This window comes from Herminiimonas aquatilis, assembly GCF_042665175.1.
GTDB lineage: Bacteria > Pseudomonadota > Gammaproteobacteria > Burkholderiales > Burkholderiaceae_D > Oxalicibacterium > Oxalicibacterium aquatilis.
Genome location: NZ_JBHTCC010000001.1, coordinates 428401 through 441546, shown reverse-complemented (window position 1 = coordinate 441546; position 13146 = coordinate 428401). Strand labels below are relative to the sequence as shown.

General features: G+C 54.0%; 12 protein-coding genes. 4 read left to right on the top strand and 8 right to left on the bottom strand.

The window, feature by feature from the left end:
- Positions 1-3: 3 nt before the first annotated feature.
- The 5 genes from fghA to minC form a co-directional block, all read right to left on the bottom strand.
- Positions 4-846 carry an S-formylglutathione hydrolase gene (gene fghA, locus ACFQO0_RS01930; RefSeq protein ID WP_382232363.1) on the bottom strand — a complete coding sequence of 281 codons (843 nt, stop codon included), beginning with the start codon at positions 844-846 and terminating at the stop codon, positions 4-6.
- A 49-nt stretch (positions 847-895) separates the two neighbouring features.
- Positions 896-2002: an S-(hydroxymethyl)glutathione dehydrogenase/class III alcohol dehydrogenase gene (locus tag ACFQO0_RS01925; RefSeq protein ID WP_382232362.1), complete on the bottom strand. Its 1107-nt coding sequence runs from the start codon at positions 2000-2002 to the stop codon at positions 896-898.
- A gap of 181 nt (positions 2003-2183) precedes the next feature.
- Positions 2184-2453, bottom strand: a complete 270-nt coding sequence (minE, locus tag ACFQO0_RS01920; RefSeq protein WP_304932086.1) for a cell division topological specificity factor MinE — start codon at positions 2451-2453, stop codon at positions 2184-2186.
- 2 nt (positions 2454-2455) lie between these two features.
- Positions 2456-3271, bottom strand: coding sequence for a septum site-determining protein MinD (gene minD, locus ACFQO0_RS01915; RefSeq protein ID WP_382232361.1), 816 nt, complete (start codon positions 3269-3271; stop codon positions 2456-2458).
- A 34-nt stretch (positions 3272-3305) separates the two neighbouring features.
- The gene (minC, locus tag ACFQO0_RS01910; protein ID WP_382232360.1) at positions 3306-4127 is read right to left on the bottom strand and encodes a septum site-determining protein MinC; all 822 of its coding nucleotides are present in this window, start codon (positions 4125-4127) and stop codon (positions 3306-3308) included.
- Between the two features lie 341 nt (positions 4128-4468).
- On the opposite strand from minC, the gene ACFQO0_RS01905 reads away from it, so the two are divergent.
- The gene (locus tag ACFQO0_RS01905; protein WP_382232359.1) at positions 4469-5371 is read left to right on the top strand and encodes a recombination-associated protein RdgC; all 903 of its coding nucleotides are present in this window, start codon (positions 4469-4471) and stop codon (positions 5369-5371) included.
- A 171-nt stretch (positions 5372-5542) separates the two neighbouring features.
- A complete protein-coding gene (locus tag ACFQO0_RS01900) occupies positions 5543-5995 on the top strand; it encodes a DUF2721 domain-containing protein (RefSeq protein WP_382232358.1) in 453 nt (150 codons plus the stop codon).
- Between the two features lie 291 nt (positions 5996-6286).
- Here ACFQO0_RS01900 and ACFQO0_RS01895 read toward each other — a convergent pair whose 3' ends face one another.
- The gene (locus ACFQO0_RS01895; RefSeq protein ID WP_382232357.1) at positions 6287-6481 is read right to left on the bottom strand and encodes a hypothetical protein; all 195 of its coding nucleotides are present in this window, start codon (positions 6479-6481) and stop codon (positions 6287-6289) included.
- Here ACFQO0_RS01895 and ACFQO0_RS01890 point away from each other — a divergent pair.
- The gene (locus tag ACFQO0_RS01890; protein WP_382232356.1) at positions 6480-7097 is read left to right on the top strand and encodes a carbonic anhydrase family protein; all 618 of its coding nucleotides are present in this window, start codon (positions 6480-6482) and stop codon (positions 7095-7097) included. The two genes, ACFQO0_RS01895 and ACFQO0_RS01890, sit on opposite strands and share 2 nt — an antisense overlap.
- Positions 7098-7203: 106 nt before the next feature.
- Here the strand turns inward: ACFQO0_RS01890 and ACFQO0_RS01885 are convergent, their stop codons facing one another.
- Together ACFQO0_RS01885 and argA are read right to left on the bottom strand one after the other, a co-directional pair.
- The gene (locus ACFQO0_RS01885) at positions 7204-7476 is read right to left on the bottom strand and encodes an oxidative damage protection protein (protein ID WP_304782468.1); all 273 of its coding nucleotides are present in this window, start codon (positions 7474-7476) and stop codon (positions 7204-7206) included.
- A 146-nt stretch (positions 7477-7622) separates the two neighbouring features.
- A complete protein-coding gene (gene argA, locus ACFQO0_RS01880; RefSeq protein WP_382232355.1) occupies positions 7623-8933 on the bottom strand; it encodes an amino-acid N-acetyltransferase in 1311 nt (436 codons plus the stop codon).
- Between the two features lie 85 nt (positions 8934-9018).
- Between argA and hrpA the strand changes: the two genes are divergently transcribed.
- Positions 9019-13083, top strand: coding sequence for an ATP-dependent RNA helicase HrpA (gene hrpA, locus ACFQO0_RS01875; RefSeq protein WP_382232354.1), 4065 nt, complete (start codon positions 9019-9021; stop codon positions 13081-13083).
- Positions 13084-13146 lie beyond the last annotated feature (63 nt).

Genomic DNA, 13146 nt, shown 5'->3' with positions numbered 1-13146 from the left:
TACTTATTTATTCAGAATCGCGCTGTGGAAGGCGATGTGATCCTGCATGAACGTCGAGATGAAATAATAATTGTGGTCGTAACCTGAGTGACGGCGCAAGGTCAAAGGCTGGTCTGCCGCCCAGCATGCCGCTTCAAACTGATGCGGTTTCAATTGCTCATCGAGGAATTGATCTTCCAGTCCCTGATCGATCAGTATGCCTTGCGGGAATGGTGTTTTGCGTGTGCGCATCAGCGCGCTGGCATCGTGTTGCAGCCATATACCTTGATCCGGACCCAGATAAGCCGAGAACGCTTTCTGTCCCCACGGAACTTCGGTCGGCGCCGTGATAGGCGCAAAGGCAGATACCGATTGATAAATATCCGGATACTTCAAGGCCAGCGTCAATGCGCCATGACCGCCCATCGAATGCCCGAACACGCCGATACGATCGGCACGTGCAGCAAAGTTGTCGATGATGATCTTACGCAGTTCCTGTACGACATAGGACTCCATACGGAAATACGCAGACCACGGTTCTTGCGTAGCGTCGATATAAAAACCTGCGCCATGACCGAAGTCCCAGCTATCGCCTGCGCCCTTGATGCCGGTACGACGCGGGCTGGTATCCATGGACACCAGCATGATGCCGTGTTCGGCAGCGTAGCGTTGTGCGCCGGCCTTGATCATGAAGGTTTCTTCGGTGCAGGTCAGACCGGCCAGATAAAACAGCACGGGTACTTTGCGCTGTTTCGCCTGGGGTGGCTCATAGACTGAAAAGGTCATCGGCAAGCTGGTCGATGTCGATTCGTGTTTGTAAAAGCTTTGTACACCGTGAAAGCATTTATGCTGGCTGATCAGTTCCACTTCTTCTCCGCGTATTTCTGTTTCAAGTATGTTTGGTTAGCACTTACTATTAATAAAGTACGACTGAGCGTATCGATTCGCCGCTCTTCATCAAATCGAAGCCTTCGTTGATACGCTCCAAAGGCAGTGTGTGCGTGATCAGGTCGTCGATATTCAGCTTGCCTTCCATGTACCAGTCGACAATTTTGGGCACATCGGTACGTCCGCGCGCACCGCCGAAGGCCGAGCCTTTCCATTCGCGGCCGGTGACCAGCTGGAATGGGCGGGTGCTGATTTCTGCACCGGCTTCGGCGACACCGATCACAATCGATTGGCCCCAGCCTTTATGGCAGCATTCCAGCGCCTGGCGCATCGTGTGTACATTGCCTATGCATTCGAAACTGTAATCGGCCCCGCCGTCGGTCAATTGCACGATCGCGTCAACGACATTTTCGACTTTGCTTGGATTGATGAAATGCGTCATGCCGAATTTGCGCGCCATGGCTTCGCGTGCAGGATTCAGATCGACGCCAATGATCTTGTCTGCGCCTACCATGCGTGCAGCCTGAATCACGTTCAAGCCGATGCCGCCGAGACCAAAGACCACAACATTCGCGCCGGCTTCTACTTTGGCGGTGAACAGAACGGCGCCTACGCCAGTGGTGACGCCGCAACCGATGTAGCAAACCTTGTCGAAAGGCGCATCTTCACGAATCTTCGCCAAGGCGATTTCCGGCACCACGATGTAGTTGGAGAAAGTAGAGGTACCCATGTAATGGAAAATCGGCTTGCCATCGATAGAGAAGCGGCTAGTCGCATCCGGCATCAAGCCGCGACCTTGAGTCGAGCGGATTTTTTGGCACAGATTGGTTTTGCGCGACAGGCAAAATTTGCATTCGCGGCATTCCGGCGTGTAGAGCGGAATGACGTGATCGTCTTTTTTCAGGCTCTTGACACCGGGACCGACTTCAACCACCACGCCTGCGCCTTCATGGCCAAGAATCGCAGGGAAAATCCCTTCGGGATCGGCACCAGACAAGGTGTAGTAATCAGTGTGGCAAATGCCGGTGGCCTTGATCTCGACCAGTACTTCACCTTCACGCGGGCCGCCTAATTCGACTTCTTCTATGGTTAACGGTTGTCCTGCTTTCCACGCGACGGCGGCTTTGGTTTTCATGTGAGATCCTGAAAAAGATGGGCAATGCGGAATGATACGTTATCCAGGCAGATGTGTTTGGCACTGCGGATATTCGCTGCACGCATGCAGCGAGGACAACATCGCGGCCCATCGTTGAGCGATGAGCCGCACAGACTAATTTCCTTGCTGGCTACCGTGATGCTTGCGATGACTGCTTGCGTTACGGTTTGACGAGCTCGTCTTCCGGCAGCACCACGTTGACGTCCAGGACTTCCAGATTGCCCTGGCTGTTCAGTGAAATCTTGATGTCTTCCGGATTGACCTTCACGTACTTGGAAATGACTGCAATCAATTCCTTGTGCAGCGCAGGCAGGAAGTCAGGGCCGGAGCGACCGTTGCGCTCGCGCGCAATGATGATCTGCAGGCGTTCCTTTGCCGACGATGCGGTCGCTTTTGGTTTCGTATTGAAGAGAAAGGACAGGAGAGCCATGTTTACTTACCTCCAAAAATTCTCTGCAGAAAGCCAGGCTTTTCGTAGTCGGTAAAGCGCAGTGGAACTTCCTGACCCAAAAAGCGCGACACCACATCCTTGTACGCTTCCGATACTTCTGTGCCCTCGATATGAATCGCCGGATTGCCCGAGTTTGATGCATGCAGCACGGATTCCGATTCCGGAATGATGCCCACCAATGGAATGCGCAGGATTTCCTGCACGTCGGTGTAGGACAGCATTTCGCCGGCGTCTACGCGTTTCGGTACATAACGGGTAATCAGCAAATGTTCCTTGACCGGTTCTTGGCCATTCAGCGCGCGGCGCGATTTGGCTTGGATAATGCCGAGAATGCGATCGGAATCGCGCACCGACGATACTTCAGGATTGGTAACGATGATCGCTTCATCGGCGAAGGTCAGCGCCATCACTGCACCGTGTTCGATACCGGCCGGCGAATCGCAGATGATGTATTCAAAATCCATCGCTGCCAGATCCTTCAGTACGCGTTCCACGCCTTCTTCCGACAGGGCATCTTTGTCGCGCGTTTGTGATGCAGGCAATACGAACAGATTGTCGCAGTGCTTGTCCTTGATCAAAGCTTGATTGAGCGTGGCTTCCTGATTCACGACATTGATCAAGTCATATACGACACGACGTTCGCAGCCCATGATCAGATCGAGGTTACGCAGGCCGACGTCAAAATCGATGATGACGGTTTTGTGTCCGCGCAGGGCCAGACCGGAGCCAAAGCTTGCGCTTGACGTGGTTTTGCCAACGCCGCCTTTACCCGATGTCACAACAATGATTTTTGCCAAAGGAAACCCCTTTTCGTTAAATAATTTAATTGATTTACGCAGCTGCTTTGATAGGCAGCATATCGATGCGATCGCCTATCAGGCGAATTTGTGTGGCTTGCTGTTTGCGATCTGGCGGGAAGCCATCTTCAAACGTGCGGTACATGCCGGCGATGGATACCAGTTCTGCTTCCATGCTCAGCGTAAAAATGCGTGCTTCGGTATTGCCGCTGGCACCGGCCAATGCGCGACCGCGCAAGGGTGCATAGATGTGGATGCTGCCATCGGCGATCACTTCCGCGCCATTATTGACGGCGGCGGTGATGATCAGATCGGCACCGCGTGCATAAATGCGTTGGCCGGCGCGTACCGGTGTATCGATGATCATCGTGTTGGCAGCGAATTGCGCAGCAGCGGGGGCTTGCTGCGCGACAGTTTGTGCTTGCGCTGGTGGCGCGACTTCAAGCGCTACGGCGATTTCTTCTGCCGGTGCAAGATCGATTTCCGCTTGTCCTGGCGCGTTGGCAACATCGGTCGCGACTACTGCACGTGGTTTGACCGGGCCGTCCAGACTCAAACCATGCGCCAGAATATCGGCTTCCATTTCCGGCGTTGCATTGCGTACCGCCACCGCATTCAGGCGATAAGCCTTTAATAGCGTGGTAATGGCATGCCAGTCGATAGTCTGATGCGCACCGTCGAGGGAGCCGATGTCGATGACGGTGAACTCATCCTCGAAGAAATCTACATTGCCGCCCGTCATCTCTTGCATGGCCGCATCGAGTACGGCCAGATTGGATTCATTCAGAATTGCGGAGACGGCGACGACGGTGGAAATCTTGATTTCTATCGGCTTGCGGGATGGGCTTTTGGACATGGAAAAAATAATTGGTGATGCAGATGTAAAAGCAATTTTTCGGATCAATTTCCGGGCGGTAACCTGATGCGTGCACAAGCTTCGGCCGGCAATTAGTTGACGCGTATTATAACCGCACCCGGGCAGGCTTTAGCGGCTGATTTGCCTGATAAATCAACGGATAAGCGAGCGGATAAATGGACCGATCCATCAGGCTATTTGTCATCGCAGTCGTCGCTGTACTTTTACGTCTTGGTGAACCGCTTCCTGTCACTATTTTTATCGTGATTAAATCCAAATTTTTACTGCGGGAATGCAGGTGCCCGCGTGTAGAATAGCCCCTTTTTTTGCCGGGGCTAGCCATGTGGTTCAAGAATCTTCAGATATATCGTCTTCCTGCACCGTGGGCCATCACAAGCGAGCAGCTGGAAGCAGATCTTGCGCCGCACGCATTCCAGCCTTGCAGCAGTCTCGACATGCAAAGTCAGGGGTGGGTCTCACCGCGCGAAAATGGTGAGCTGGTCTATTCGCTGAACAAACAGATTCTGCTCTTGCTAGGGACCGAGAAAAAACTGCTGCCGACCACCGTTATCAATCAGGTCACCAAGATCAAGGCTGCAGAAATCGAAGAACAACAGGGTTTCAAGCCTGGCCGCAAGCAAATGAAGGAACTCAAGGAAGATGTTACCGATGAGTTGCTGCCACGTGCCTTCAGCGTCTGGCGTCAAACCTGGGTCTGGATCGATCCGGTCAATGGCTGGCTGGTCGTTGACGCCGGCAGCCCGGCCAAAGCCGATGAAGTATTGAAGCTGCTGATCAAATCCATCGAAAAATTGCCGATGGAAGCCTTGCATGTTGCGCAATCGCCGGTAGCAGCGATGACGGAATGGTTGCTGGCCGATACAGCACCGAGCGGCTTCACGGTGGATCAGGATACAGAGTTGCGTTCCAATAGCGAAGGCAAGGCGACGGTGCGCTATGTGCGCCACACGCTGGAAGCCGAAGACGTGCAACGCCACATCGCGTCCGGCAAGCAATGTACGCGTCTTGCACTGACCTGGGCTGACAAGATATCTTTCGTACTGACTGAATCCCTGACCATCAAGCGGGTCACACCGCTCGATGTGATCAAGGAAAATGCAGACACCACTGCGCAAAATGACGAAGAACGCTTTGATTCGGATGTGATGCTGATGACCGGTGAGTTAAGCCGCATGCTGGCGGATCTGGTACAGGCATTGGGCGGAGAAATCGAGAAAAAATAATCGGCAATGGTCGGGCGTGTGCGCTGACGCTTTTCATTCTGCACGCGCCTGGTTTTTGGCATGCAACTTGCTGAGCAACAAGCGTATGATGAATCGCTGAAGTGTTTGGCAATGCATGTCTGCTGATGTATCTTTATCGAAGTTTCTACCCGTTCAAATTTTAAAAAAACTATGGAAATTCAAGTTGGCGATATTGGCCATATCATTCAATTGTCGGTGGCCCCGGTGTTCTTGTTGACGGGTGTCGGCACGAATTTGATGGTCTTGACCAATCGTCTTGGGCGCATCACCGATCGCTCGCGCGTGCTGGAAGAAAAATTGCGCACGACCGACCCTGTTCACCATCCTGATTTGAACGCAGAGTTAATCACGCTTTATCCGCGCGCGCATTTAATCAATCGCGCGATTACATTGAGCACTGCGTGTGCGTTGATGGTCAGTCTGGTGATCATCTCGCTGTTTATCGGCGATGCGTTGAGCGTAGAGTTGTCCAAATTTATTGCCATGTTTTTTGTGCTTGCGATGCTCTGCCTGGTGGGCAGTTTTCTCGTGCTGTTGCGTGAAATTCTGGCGGCGACCAATTCCTTGTACAAGCGCAGGATAGAGCCGATTGCGCGCCCCTGAAAATAGTTAGCCTGAACGAGTAACTGGAATCACTCCTGATTTGGGAGTGACGATCAGAAATAAAAAAACCGCCGAAATATCGGCGGTTTTTTTTATGCATTTGTGCAAAAAATAGTGCTTATTTTTTGTCCGCTCATGTGCTTTCTTGATAATAGTCATGTTTTTTTGATAATGGTGGTGCTATGGTTTGCATCTCGTTTTTGAGCGCAGTTCGGGCGTATGCCATGCGTATCTGTGGTTGAAAAATAATCTCAAGTAAAAACAAAACCGCGCCGCTTTGTGGCGGCTCCATCATGGACGTTTATAAATGAAATTTTCACTGAAACATTCTTCTACATCGTGCCCAACCACCGGCGCTGCTTCTTTATTCTCTACTCGAATCTTGTCTCCAATAATCAGTTGCGCAAGCGTGCTGGTTTTAAGTCTGTCCCTGTTTGCTTGCGCGCATCCGCCGTCGGCGGGTACTGCGCCTGAGGCGGCAGTCATGACCAAGGCAAAACAGACGCAAATGAGTGCGGATCAAGCCTTGCAAGCGCTCAAGGATGGCAATGCGCGTTTTGTCGCGGGCGATACCGTCAAGCGCGATTTGCCGGCGCAGGTAAAAGCAACCGGTCATGACGGTCAATTTCCGTTGGCGAGTATTGTGAGTTGCATCGATTCCCGTTCGGCGCCATCGCAGGTATTCGATCAAGGCGTAGGTGATCTGTTTGTAGCCAGTGTGGCCGGCAATGTCGTCAACGAAGACATCCTCGGCAGTCTCGAATATGCATCCAAGGTGGCCGGCACCAAATTAATCGTCGTGCTAGGCCATACGCACTGCGGCGGCGTCAAGGGCGCATGCGATGCAGTAGAAATGGGTAATCTGACGCAACTGGTTGGCAAGATTCGTCCTGCAGTCAACACGACGCCAGATGTGCACGGCAGCGATCGCTCCTCGAACAATCATCACTTCGTGGATGCGGTGGCAGAAAACAATGTGAAACTGCAAGTGAAGGCTGTTCTGGACAAGAGCCCGATCCTGCGCGAGATGGCGCAGAAAGGCCAGATCAAAGTCGTCGGCGCAATGCTGGATGTAGAGACCGGGAAAATCCGCTTCCTTTGATTCATCGCAACAGCATGAGCCATTAAAAAGCGTGAAGCATTAAAAAAGCCCGCGGCGATTAAGCTGCGGGCTTTTTTTCAGCGTTCAGGAAACGATGCTAGCGGTCTTACTCCGTCGGCGGCACATAACCTTGCGCTGCATCGGCACCATCACCGAAAAAGTGTTTTTCCATTTGCGTTGCGAGGTATTTACGTGCGCGCACATCGGCCAGGTTCAGGCGGTTTTCATTAACCAGCATGGTTTGATGCTTGAGCCATGCAGCCCATGCTTCTTTCGATACGCTTTCGTAAATGCGTTTGCCGAGTTCGCCCGGGTAAGGCGGGAAATCCAGTGCTTCGGCTTCCTTGTCGAGTTTGATGCAGTGAACCATGCGTGTCATGTTGCTATTCCTTAGTGTTGCCTGCTGCGCGAACGTGTCACTGTGCCTGTTGCTGCCCAGATTGCTCAATGAATGTTCATGCAGACCGGGTTGAATGTATGCCGTCGTTCAATAATGAACGCCAGCGTAGTGAAAAAGTGACGCCATTATAGGTTTTTCGTGAAAACCAGGGATTTGCGCTGCCAGTTGTACATATGCTGGCGATCTTTCGGCAAATCGTCAACCGTCGCCGGCACGAAACCGCGCTTGAGGAACCAGTGCGCAGTACGCGTCGTGAGCACGAACAGTTTTTTCAGGCCGGCCGCGCGCGCCCGGTTTTCCATGTGTTTCAACAGGCGCTCGCCATCGCCCTGGGTTTGCACTTCCGGATTGACGATCAGGCACGCCATCTCGGCCATTTTTTCAGCAGGGAAAGGGTAGAGCGCGGCGCAACCGAAAATCACGCCGTCATGTTCAATGACCGAGAAGTAATTGATTTCGCGTTCGATCAATTCACGGCCGCGCTTGACCAGCGTGCCGTCGGCTTCCAGCGGTTCGATCAATTTGAGGATGCCGCCTACATCTTCAATGGTGGCATCGCGCAGGCTTTCCAGATTTTCGAAGGAAACCATGGTGCCGACGCCATCATGCGTAAACAATTCCAGCAAAGCGGAACCATCGGTAGAAAACGGCACGATGTGCGCGCGCGGCACGCCACCGTTACATGCTTGCACCGCATGCTGCAGGTAAAAAGCTGAATCGTCAGGCACGCAATCGTAATTCAGCACCGCATCGACCTGGTGCGACGACAGTTCATGGATTTCAACACCGGCCTTGTCGATGATCATCGGCGTCTCCGTGATGAAAATCAGCTTGTCTGCGCGTAGCGCCATCGCGGCCGATACCGCGACATCTTCCATCGTCAGATTGAATACTTCGCCGGTAGGCGAGAAGCCCAGCGGCGACAGCAGCACCAGGCCGCCTGCGTTCAAAATCGGATGGATGGTTTCGTAAGCGACCTTGCGCGTTACGCCGGTCAGTTCCAGATCGACGCCATCGACAATCCCGAGTGGGCGAGCGGTGACGAAGTTGCCGGAAATGATGCGGATCGCCGCGTGTGCCATAGGTGTATTCGGCAAGCCCTGGCTGAATGCGGCTTCAATGTCGAGACGCAATTCGCCGGCTGCTTCTTTCGCACATTCCAGCGCGGCAGCGTCGGTGATGCGCAAGCCGTTGTGGAAGCGCGCTTCCACATTCCGCAATGCAAGCTGTTCTTCCACCTGCGGCCGTGAGCCGTAGACGATCACGACTTTGATGCCCAGCGCATGCAGCAGCGACAAATCCTGTGCCAGTACTGGCAGGGCACCGGCCTTGACCAGTTCACCGGGGAAGGCGACGACGAAGGTTTTGCCGCGGAAGGCGTGGATGTATGGCGCGACGGAGCGCAGCCACTGGACGAATTGTTCTGGATTTTCCATGAGGCACATTATAACCATAGCAACGGTAATCGATTGCGCGATGCAAGACCGAAATACGACACTGCTCTGTATAATTCCGCACTACATGTCCGCTCCAGAATCCACCCCAAAAAATCCTGCGCTTTCGCATAATATGCAGAATACGCAGAATCGTCCCGCTGCTGCCCGTAATCGTCCTGCGCGCGACTCGTCCGTTGCTGCGCAGCCCGAATTGAAGCTGCCGCTGCGTAATCCGCTGCCCGTCATTACTTTTCCTGAAGAGTTGCCGGTATCCGGCCGGCGCGACGATATTGCGCAAGCGATTCAGGCGAATCAGGTCATCATCGTCAGTGGTGAAACCGGCTCGGGCAAAACAACCCAATTGCCAAAAATCTGCCTGGAACTGGGGCGCGGCCTGAACGGCTTGATCGGACACACGCAACCACGCCGGATTGCCGCCTCATCGACCGCCAAGCGGATCGCACAGGAAATCGGTTCACCGCTCGGCGAACATGTCGGCTTCAAGGTGCGCTTCAATGACACGCTGACCAAGGGCGCGTGGATCAAGCTGATGACGGACGGTATTCTGCTGGCGGAAACCCAGACCGACCCTTTGCTGCGCCAGTACGACACCATCATCATCGATGAAGCGCATGAGCGCAGCCTGAACATCGACTTCCTGCTCGGTTACCTGAAGCAGTTGCTGCCCAAGCGCCCGGATCTGAAAGTTATCATCACTTCGGCGACCATCGACGCCGATCGTTTCGCGCGTCACTTTGGCAATGATGGAAAACTCGCGCCGGTGATAGAAGTGTCGGGCCGCATGTATCCGGTCGAGGTGCGCTATCGCCCGGTCGAAGCTTTCGACAAAAATGCCGCGACCCCCAATCCGAACGCAACCTCCGATGCAGGACAAGCGCGGCGCTCCGCGCTGGCCGCGAAAGAACGAGGGCAACGCGATTTGATGGATGCAGTGGTCGATGCCGTCGATGAATTGGCGCGCATAGGTTCAGGCGATGTACTGGTTTTTCTGCCGGGTGAACGCGAGATTCGCGATGCCGCCGAAGCGCTGCGCAAGCATCATCCGCCGCATGTAGAAATATTGCCGCTGTTCGCGCGCCTGTCAGTGCAAGAGCAGGAGCGCGTATTCAAAATTTCCAACGCGCGTCGCATCGTGCTCGCCACCAACGTTGCGGAAACCTCGTTGACCGTGCCCGGTATCCGATATGTTGTCGATGCCGGTCTGGCGCGCGTCAAACGCTACAGCTATCGCAATAAGGTTGAGCAATTGCAGATTGAACCGATTGCGCAATCGGCAGCGAATCAGCGCGCCGGTCGTTGCGGCCGTGTATCTGCGGGCGTCTGTATTCGCTTGTATGACGAACAGGATTATTTGCTGCGTCCGAAATTCACAGAGCCGGAGATCCTGCGTTCTTCATTGGCATCCGTCATCTTGCGGATGAAATCGTTGCATCTGGCCGATGTAGAAACCTTCCCGTTTATCGAGCCACCATTAGGTCGCGCGATTGCCGATGGTTATCAATTGCTGCAAGAACTGGGCGCAGTTGATGACGAAAATAATCTGACCAAGCTCGGTCGCGAACTGGCACGCTTGCCGCTGGATCCGCGCGTGGGCCGCATGATTCTCGCCGCTAAAGACAATGTCTGCCTGACGGAAGTATTGATCATCGCCGCCGCCTTGTCGGTCCAAGATCCGCGCGACCGTCCGATGGAAGCGCAAACCGCCGCAGACAACGCGCACAAGAAATTCGCCGATGAAAAATCTGAATTCCAGAGTTATCTCAAAATCTGGAAATGGTTTGAAGACGCAATCGCACACAAGAAATCGAATCGCTTGTTGCAGGAAGAATGCCGCGCCAATTTCCTGTCGCAACTACGTTTGCGCGAATGGCGAGATGTGCATTCGCAACTACTCACTATCGTGCGCGAGCAGGGCTGGCGCTTGAATGAAGCGCCCGCCACGTACGAGCAATTACACACCGCGCTGTTGACGGGCTTGCTCGGCAACATCGGCTTCAAGTCCGAAGAAGAACAACATTACATAGGCGCACGTGCGATCAAGTTCCATATCTGGCCGGGCTCATCGCTAATCAAAAAAGCGGGTAAATGGATCATGGCCGCCGAGCTGGTTGATACCACGCGTCTGTACGCGCGCTGCATCGCGCAGATACAGCCAGAATGGCTGGAGCGTGTCGCCGGTCATCTGCTGAAAAAATCCTACGGCGAACCGCGCTGGGAAAAACGCACTGCGCAAGTGTCGGCCTATGAGCGTGCGACCTTGTACGGCCTGGTTGTGTATAGCCAGCGCCGCATTCAATACGGTTTGATCAATCCATCCGATGCGCGTGAAATATTTATTCGCGATGCGCTGGTCGGCGCTGACTTCGACACGCGTGCGCCATTCTTTGCGCACAACAACAAGCTGATACGCGAGATTGAAAACCTCGAACACAAGTCTCGTCGACTCGACGTATTGGTCGATGATGAATTGATCGCTGCGTTTTACGACAAGATTATTCCAGCCGATATTCATAACGGCATTACGTTTGAGAAGTGGCACAAGGAAGCGACCGCCAAAGAACCGAAGCTGCTGTATCTGAATCGTGACGATTTGATGCGACATGAAGCGGCTGGCGTGACGACCGAGTTATTCCCGAAGATGATGAACGTTGCCGGCGTCGAGATGCTGCTGTCGTATCACTTCGAACCCGGCACGCCGCGCGATGGCGTGACCTTGACTGTACCGCTGTATGCGCTGAATCAGGTTTCCGCCGATCGATGCGAATGGCTGGTGCCCGGTATGCTGAAGGAAAAAGTCCATCTGCTATTGAAGTCGCTGCCGCAAAAGCTGCGCCGGCATTGCGTACCGATTCCCGATTACGCGGCCGGCTTTTGCGACCGCGCGCAGACTGCACATGCTTTCGGCAAAGGTAGTTTGCTCGATGCAGTGATTGCCGACGTGCGTGAACAAACCGGCATTGCCACCAAGACGACAGACTACAAACTGGAGACCTTGTCCTCGCATCAGTTCATGAACTTCAAGATCATTGATGAACATGGTCGCCAGCTCGAGATGGGACGTAACCTTGGAACCTTGCGCTCAGAATTCGGCGGGCAGGCGAGGGAAAGTTTCCAGCGCATTGCGGAACAGACGGCGATGCCGCTGACAGGCAATTTGGTTGGTCAATCGACCCGCGCCGGTAAAGCCAATGTTGTCGCAGCCAAGGCGCAAGCGTCGATTCCAGGCGCTGCAACTCAGCCTGGCACTGTTTCTCAGGTTGCGGGTAAAGCAGCCAGCGCGACGACGCATCAAAACCTGACGAGCTGGACCTTTGGCGAGTTGCCGGAACTGCTGGAAATCCAGCAGGGCAAGCAAACGCTGATCGGTTTTCCTGCATTGGTCGACAAAGGCACCTATTGCGATCTGGAAGTCTTTGATGATCCGGGGGAAGCCGCGCGCGTCCATCGCATCGGCTTGCGTCGCCTACTGGCTTTGCAGTTGAAAGAACAACTCAAGTATCTGGAAAAGAACATACCCGGCCTGCAGCAGATGGGCATGCAGTTCATGGCGCTTGGTTCGCAGGAAGAGTTGCGCGACCAGATCATTCATGCAGGACTGGAGCGCGCCTGCCTGCAGGAGCCATTGCCGAAGAACGCAGAAGAATTCAATGCTCGCAAGGATGAAGGCAAGTCGCGGCTTGGCTTGCTGGTCAACGAGATTGCGCGCCTGACCGGATTGATACTGACCGAATATCACGCCTTGCCGAAGAAACTGCAAACCGTGAAGGCGCATGCGCAGGCGGTGACCGATATTCAAGCGCAGCTACAGGGCTTGGTCGGCAAGCGTTTCATCGCCGATAACGATTACATCGACCTCACGCATTTTCCGCGCTATCTGAAGGCTATCAATATCCGCATCGACAAGCTGCGCGCCGATCCGGCGCGCGACACGCGCTCCATGACCGAATGGCAGCAAGTCGCTGCGCCGTGGCAGCGTGCATTGAAGGAGCGTCATGGCGATCCGAAGATGACTGAATTCCGCTGGCTGCTGGAAGAGTTGCGCGTATCCCTGTATGCGCAGGAGTTGCGTACGCCTATGCCAGTGTCGGCGAAACGTTTGCAAAAAGTGTGGGAGACGATGCAGCGCTGAAATCTGTCACTTGTTTCAAACCGTGGAAGCAGCATCTATTTCGCGTAAAATTGCGCGAACTCC

What these genes read in the sequence shown, in the direction of transcription:
- ACFQO0_RS01925 (WP_382232362.1), bottom strand. Translation starts at nt 2,002, where the DNA reads ATGAAAACCAAAGCCGCCGTCGCGTGGAAAGCAGGACAACCGTTAACC.
- minE (WP_304932086.1), bottom strand. Translation starts at nt 2,453, where the DNA reads ATGGCTCTCCTGTCCTTTCTCTTCAATACGAAACCAAAAGCGACCGCA.
- minC (WP_382232360.1), bottom strand. Translation starts at nt 4,127, where the DNA reads ATGTCCAAAAGCCCATCCCGCAAGCCGATAGAAATCAAGATTTCCACC.
- ACFQO0_RS01905 (WP_382232359.1), top strand. Translation starts at nt 4,469, where the DNA reads ATGTGGTTCAAGAATCTTCAGATATATCGTCTTCCTGCACCGTGGGCC.
- ACFQO0_RS01900 (WP_382232358.1), top strand. Translation starts at nt 5,543, where the DNA reads ATGGAAATTCAAGTTGGCGATATTGGCCATATCATTCAATTGTCGGTG.
- ACFQO0_RS01890 (WP_382232356.1), top strand. Translation starts at nt 6,480, where the DNA reads ATGACCAAGGCAAAACAGACGCAAATGAGTGCGGATCAAGCCTTGCAA.
- ACFQO0_RS01895 (WP_382232357.1), bottom strand. Translation starts at nt 6,481, where the DNA reads ATGACTGCCGCCTCAGGCGCAGTACCCGCCGACGGCGGATGCGCGCAA.
- ACFQO0_RS01885 (WP_304782468.1), bottom strand. Translation starts at nt 7,476, where the DNA reads ATGACACGCATGGTTCACTGCATCAAACTCGACAAGGAAGCCGAAGCA.
- argA (WP_382232355.1), bottom strand. Translation starts at nt 8,933, where the DNA reads ATGGAAAATCCAGAACAATTCGTCCAGTGGCTGCGCTCCGTCGCGCCA.
- hrpA (WP_382232354.1), top strand. Translation starts at nt 9,019, where the DNA reads ATGTCCGCTCCAGAATCCACCCCAAAAAATCCTGCGCTTTCGCATAAT.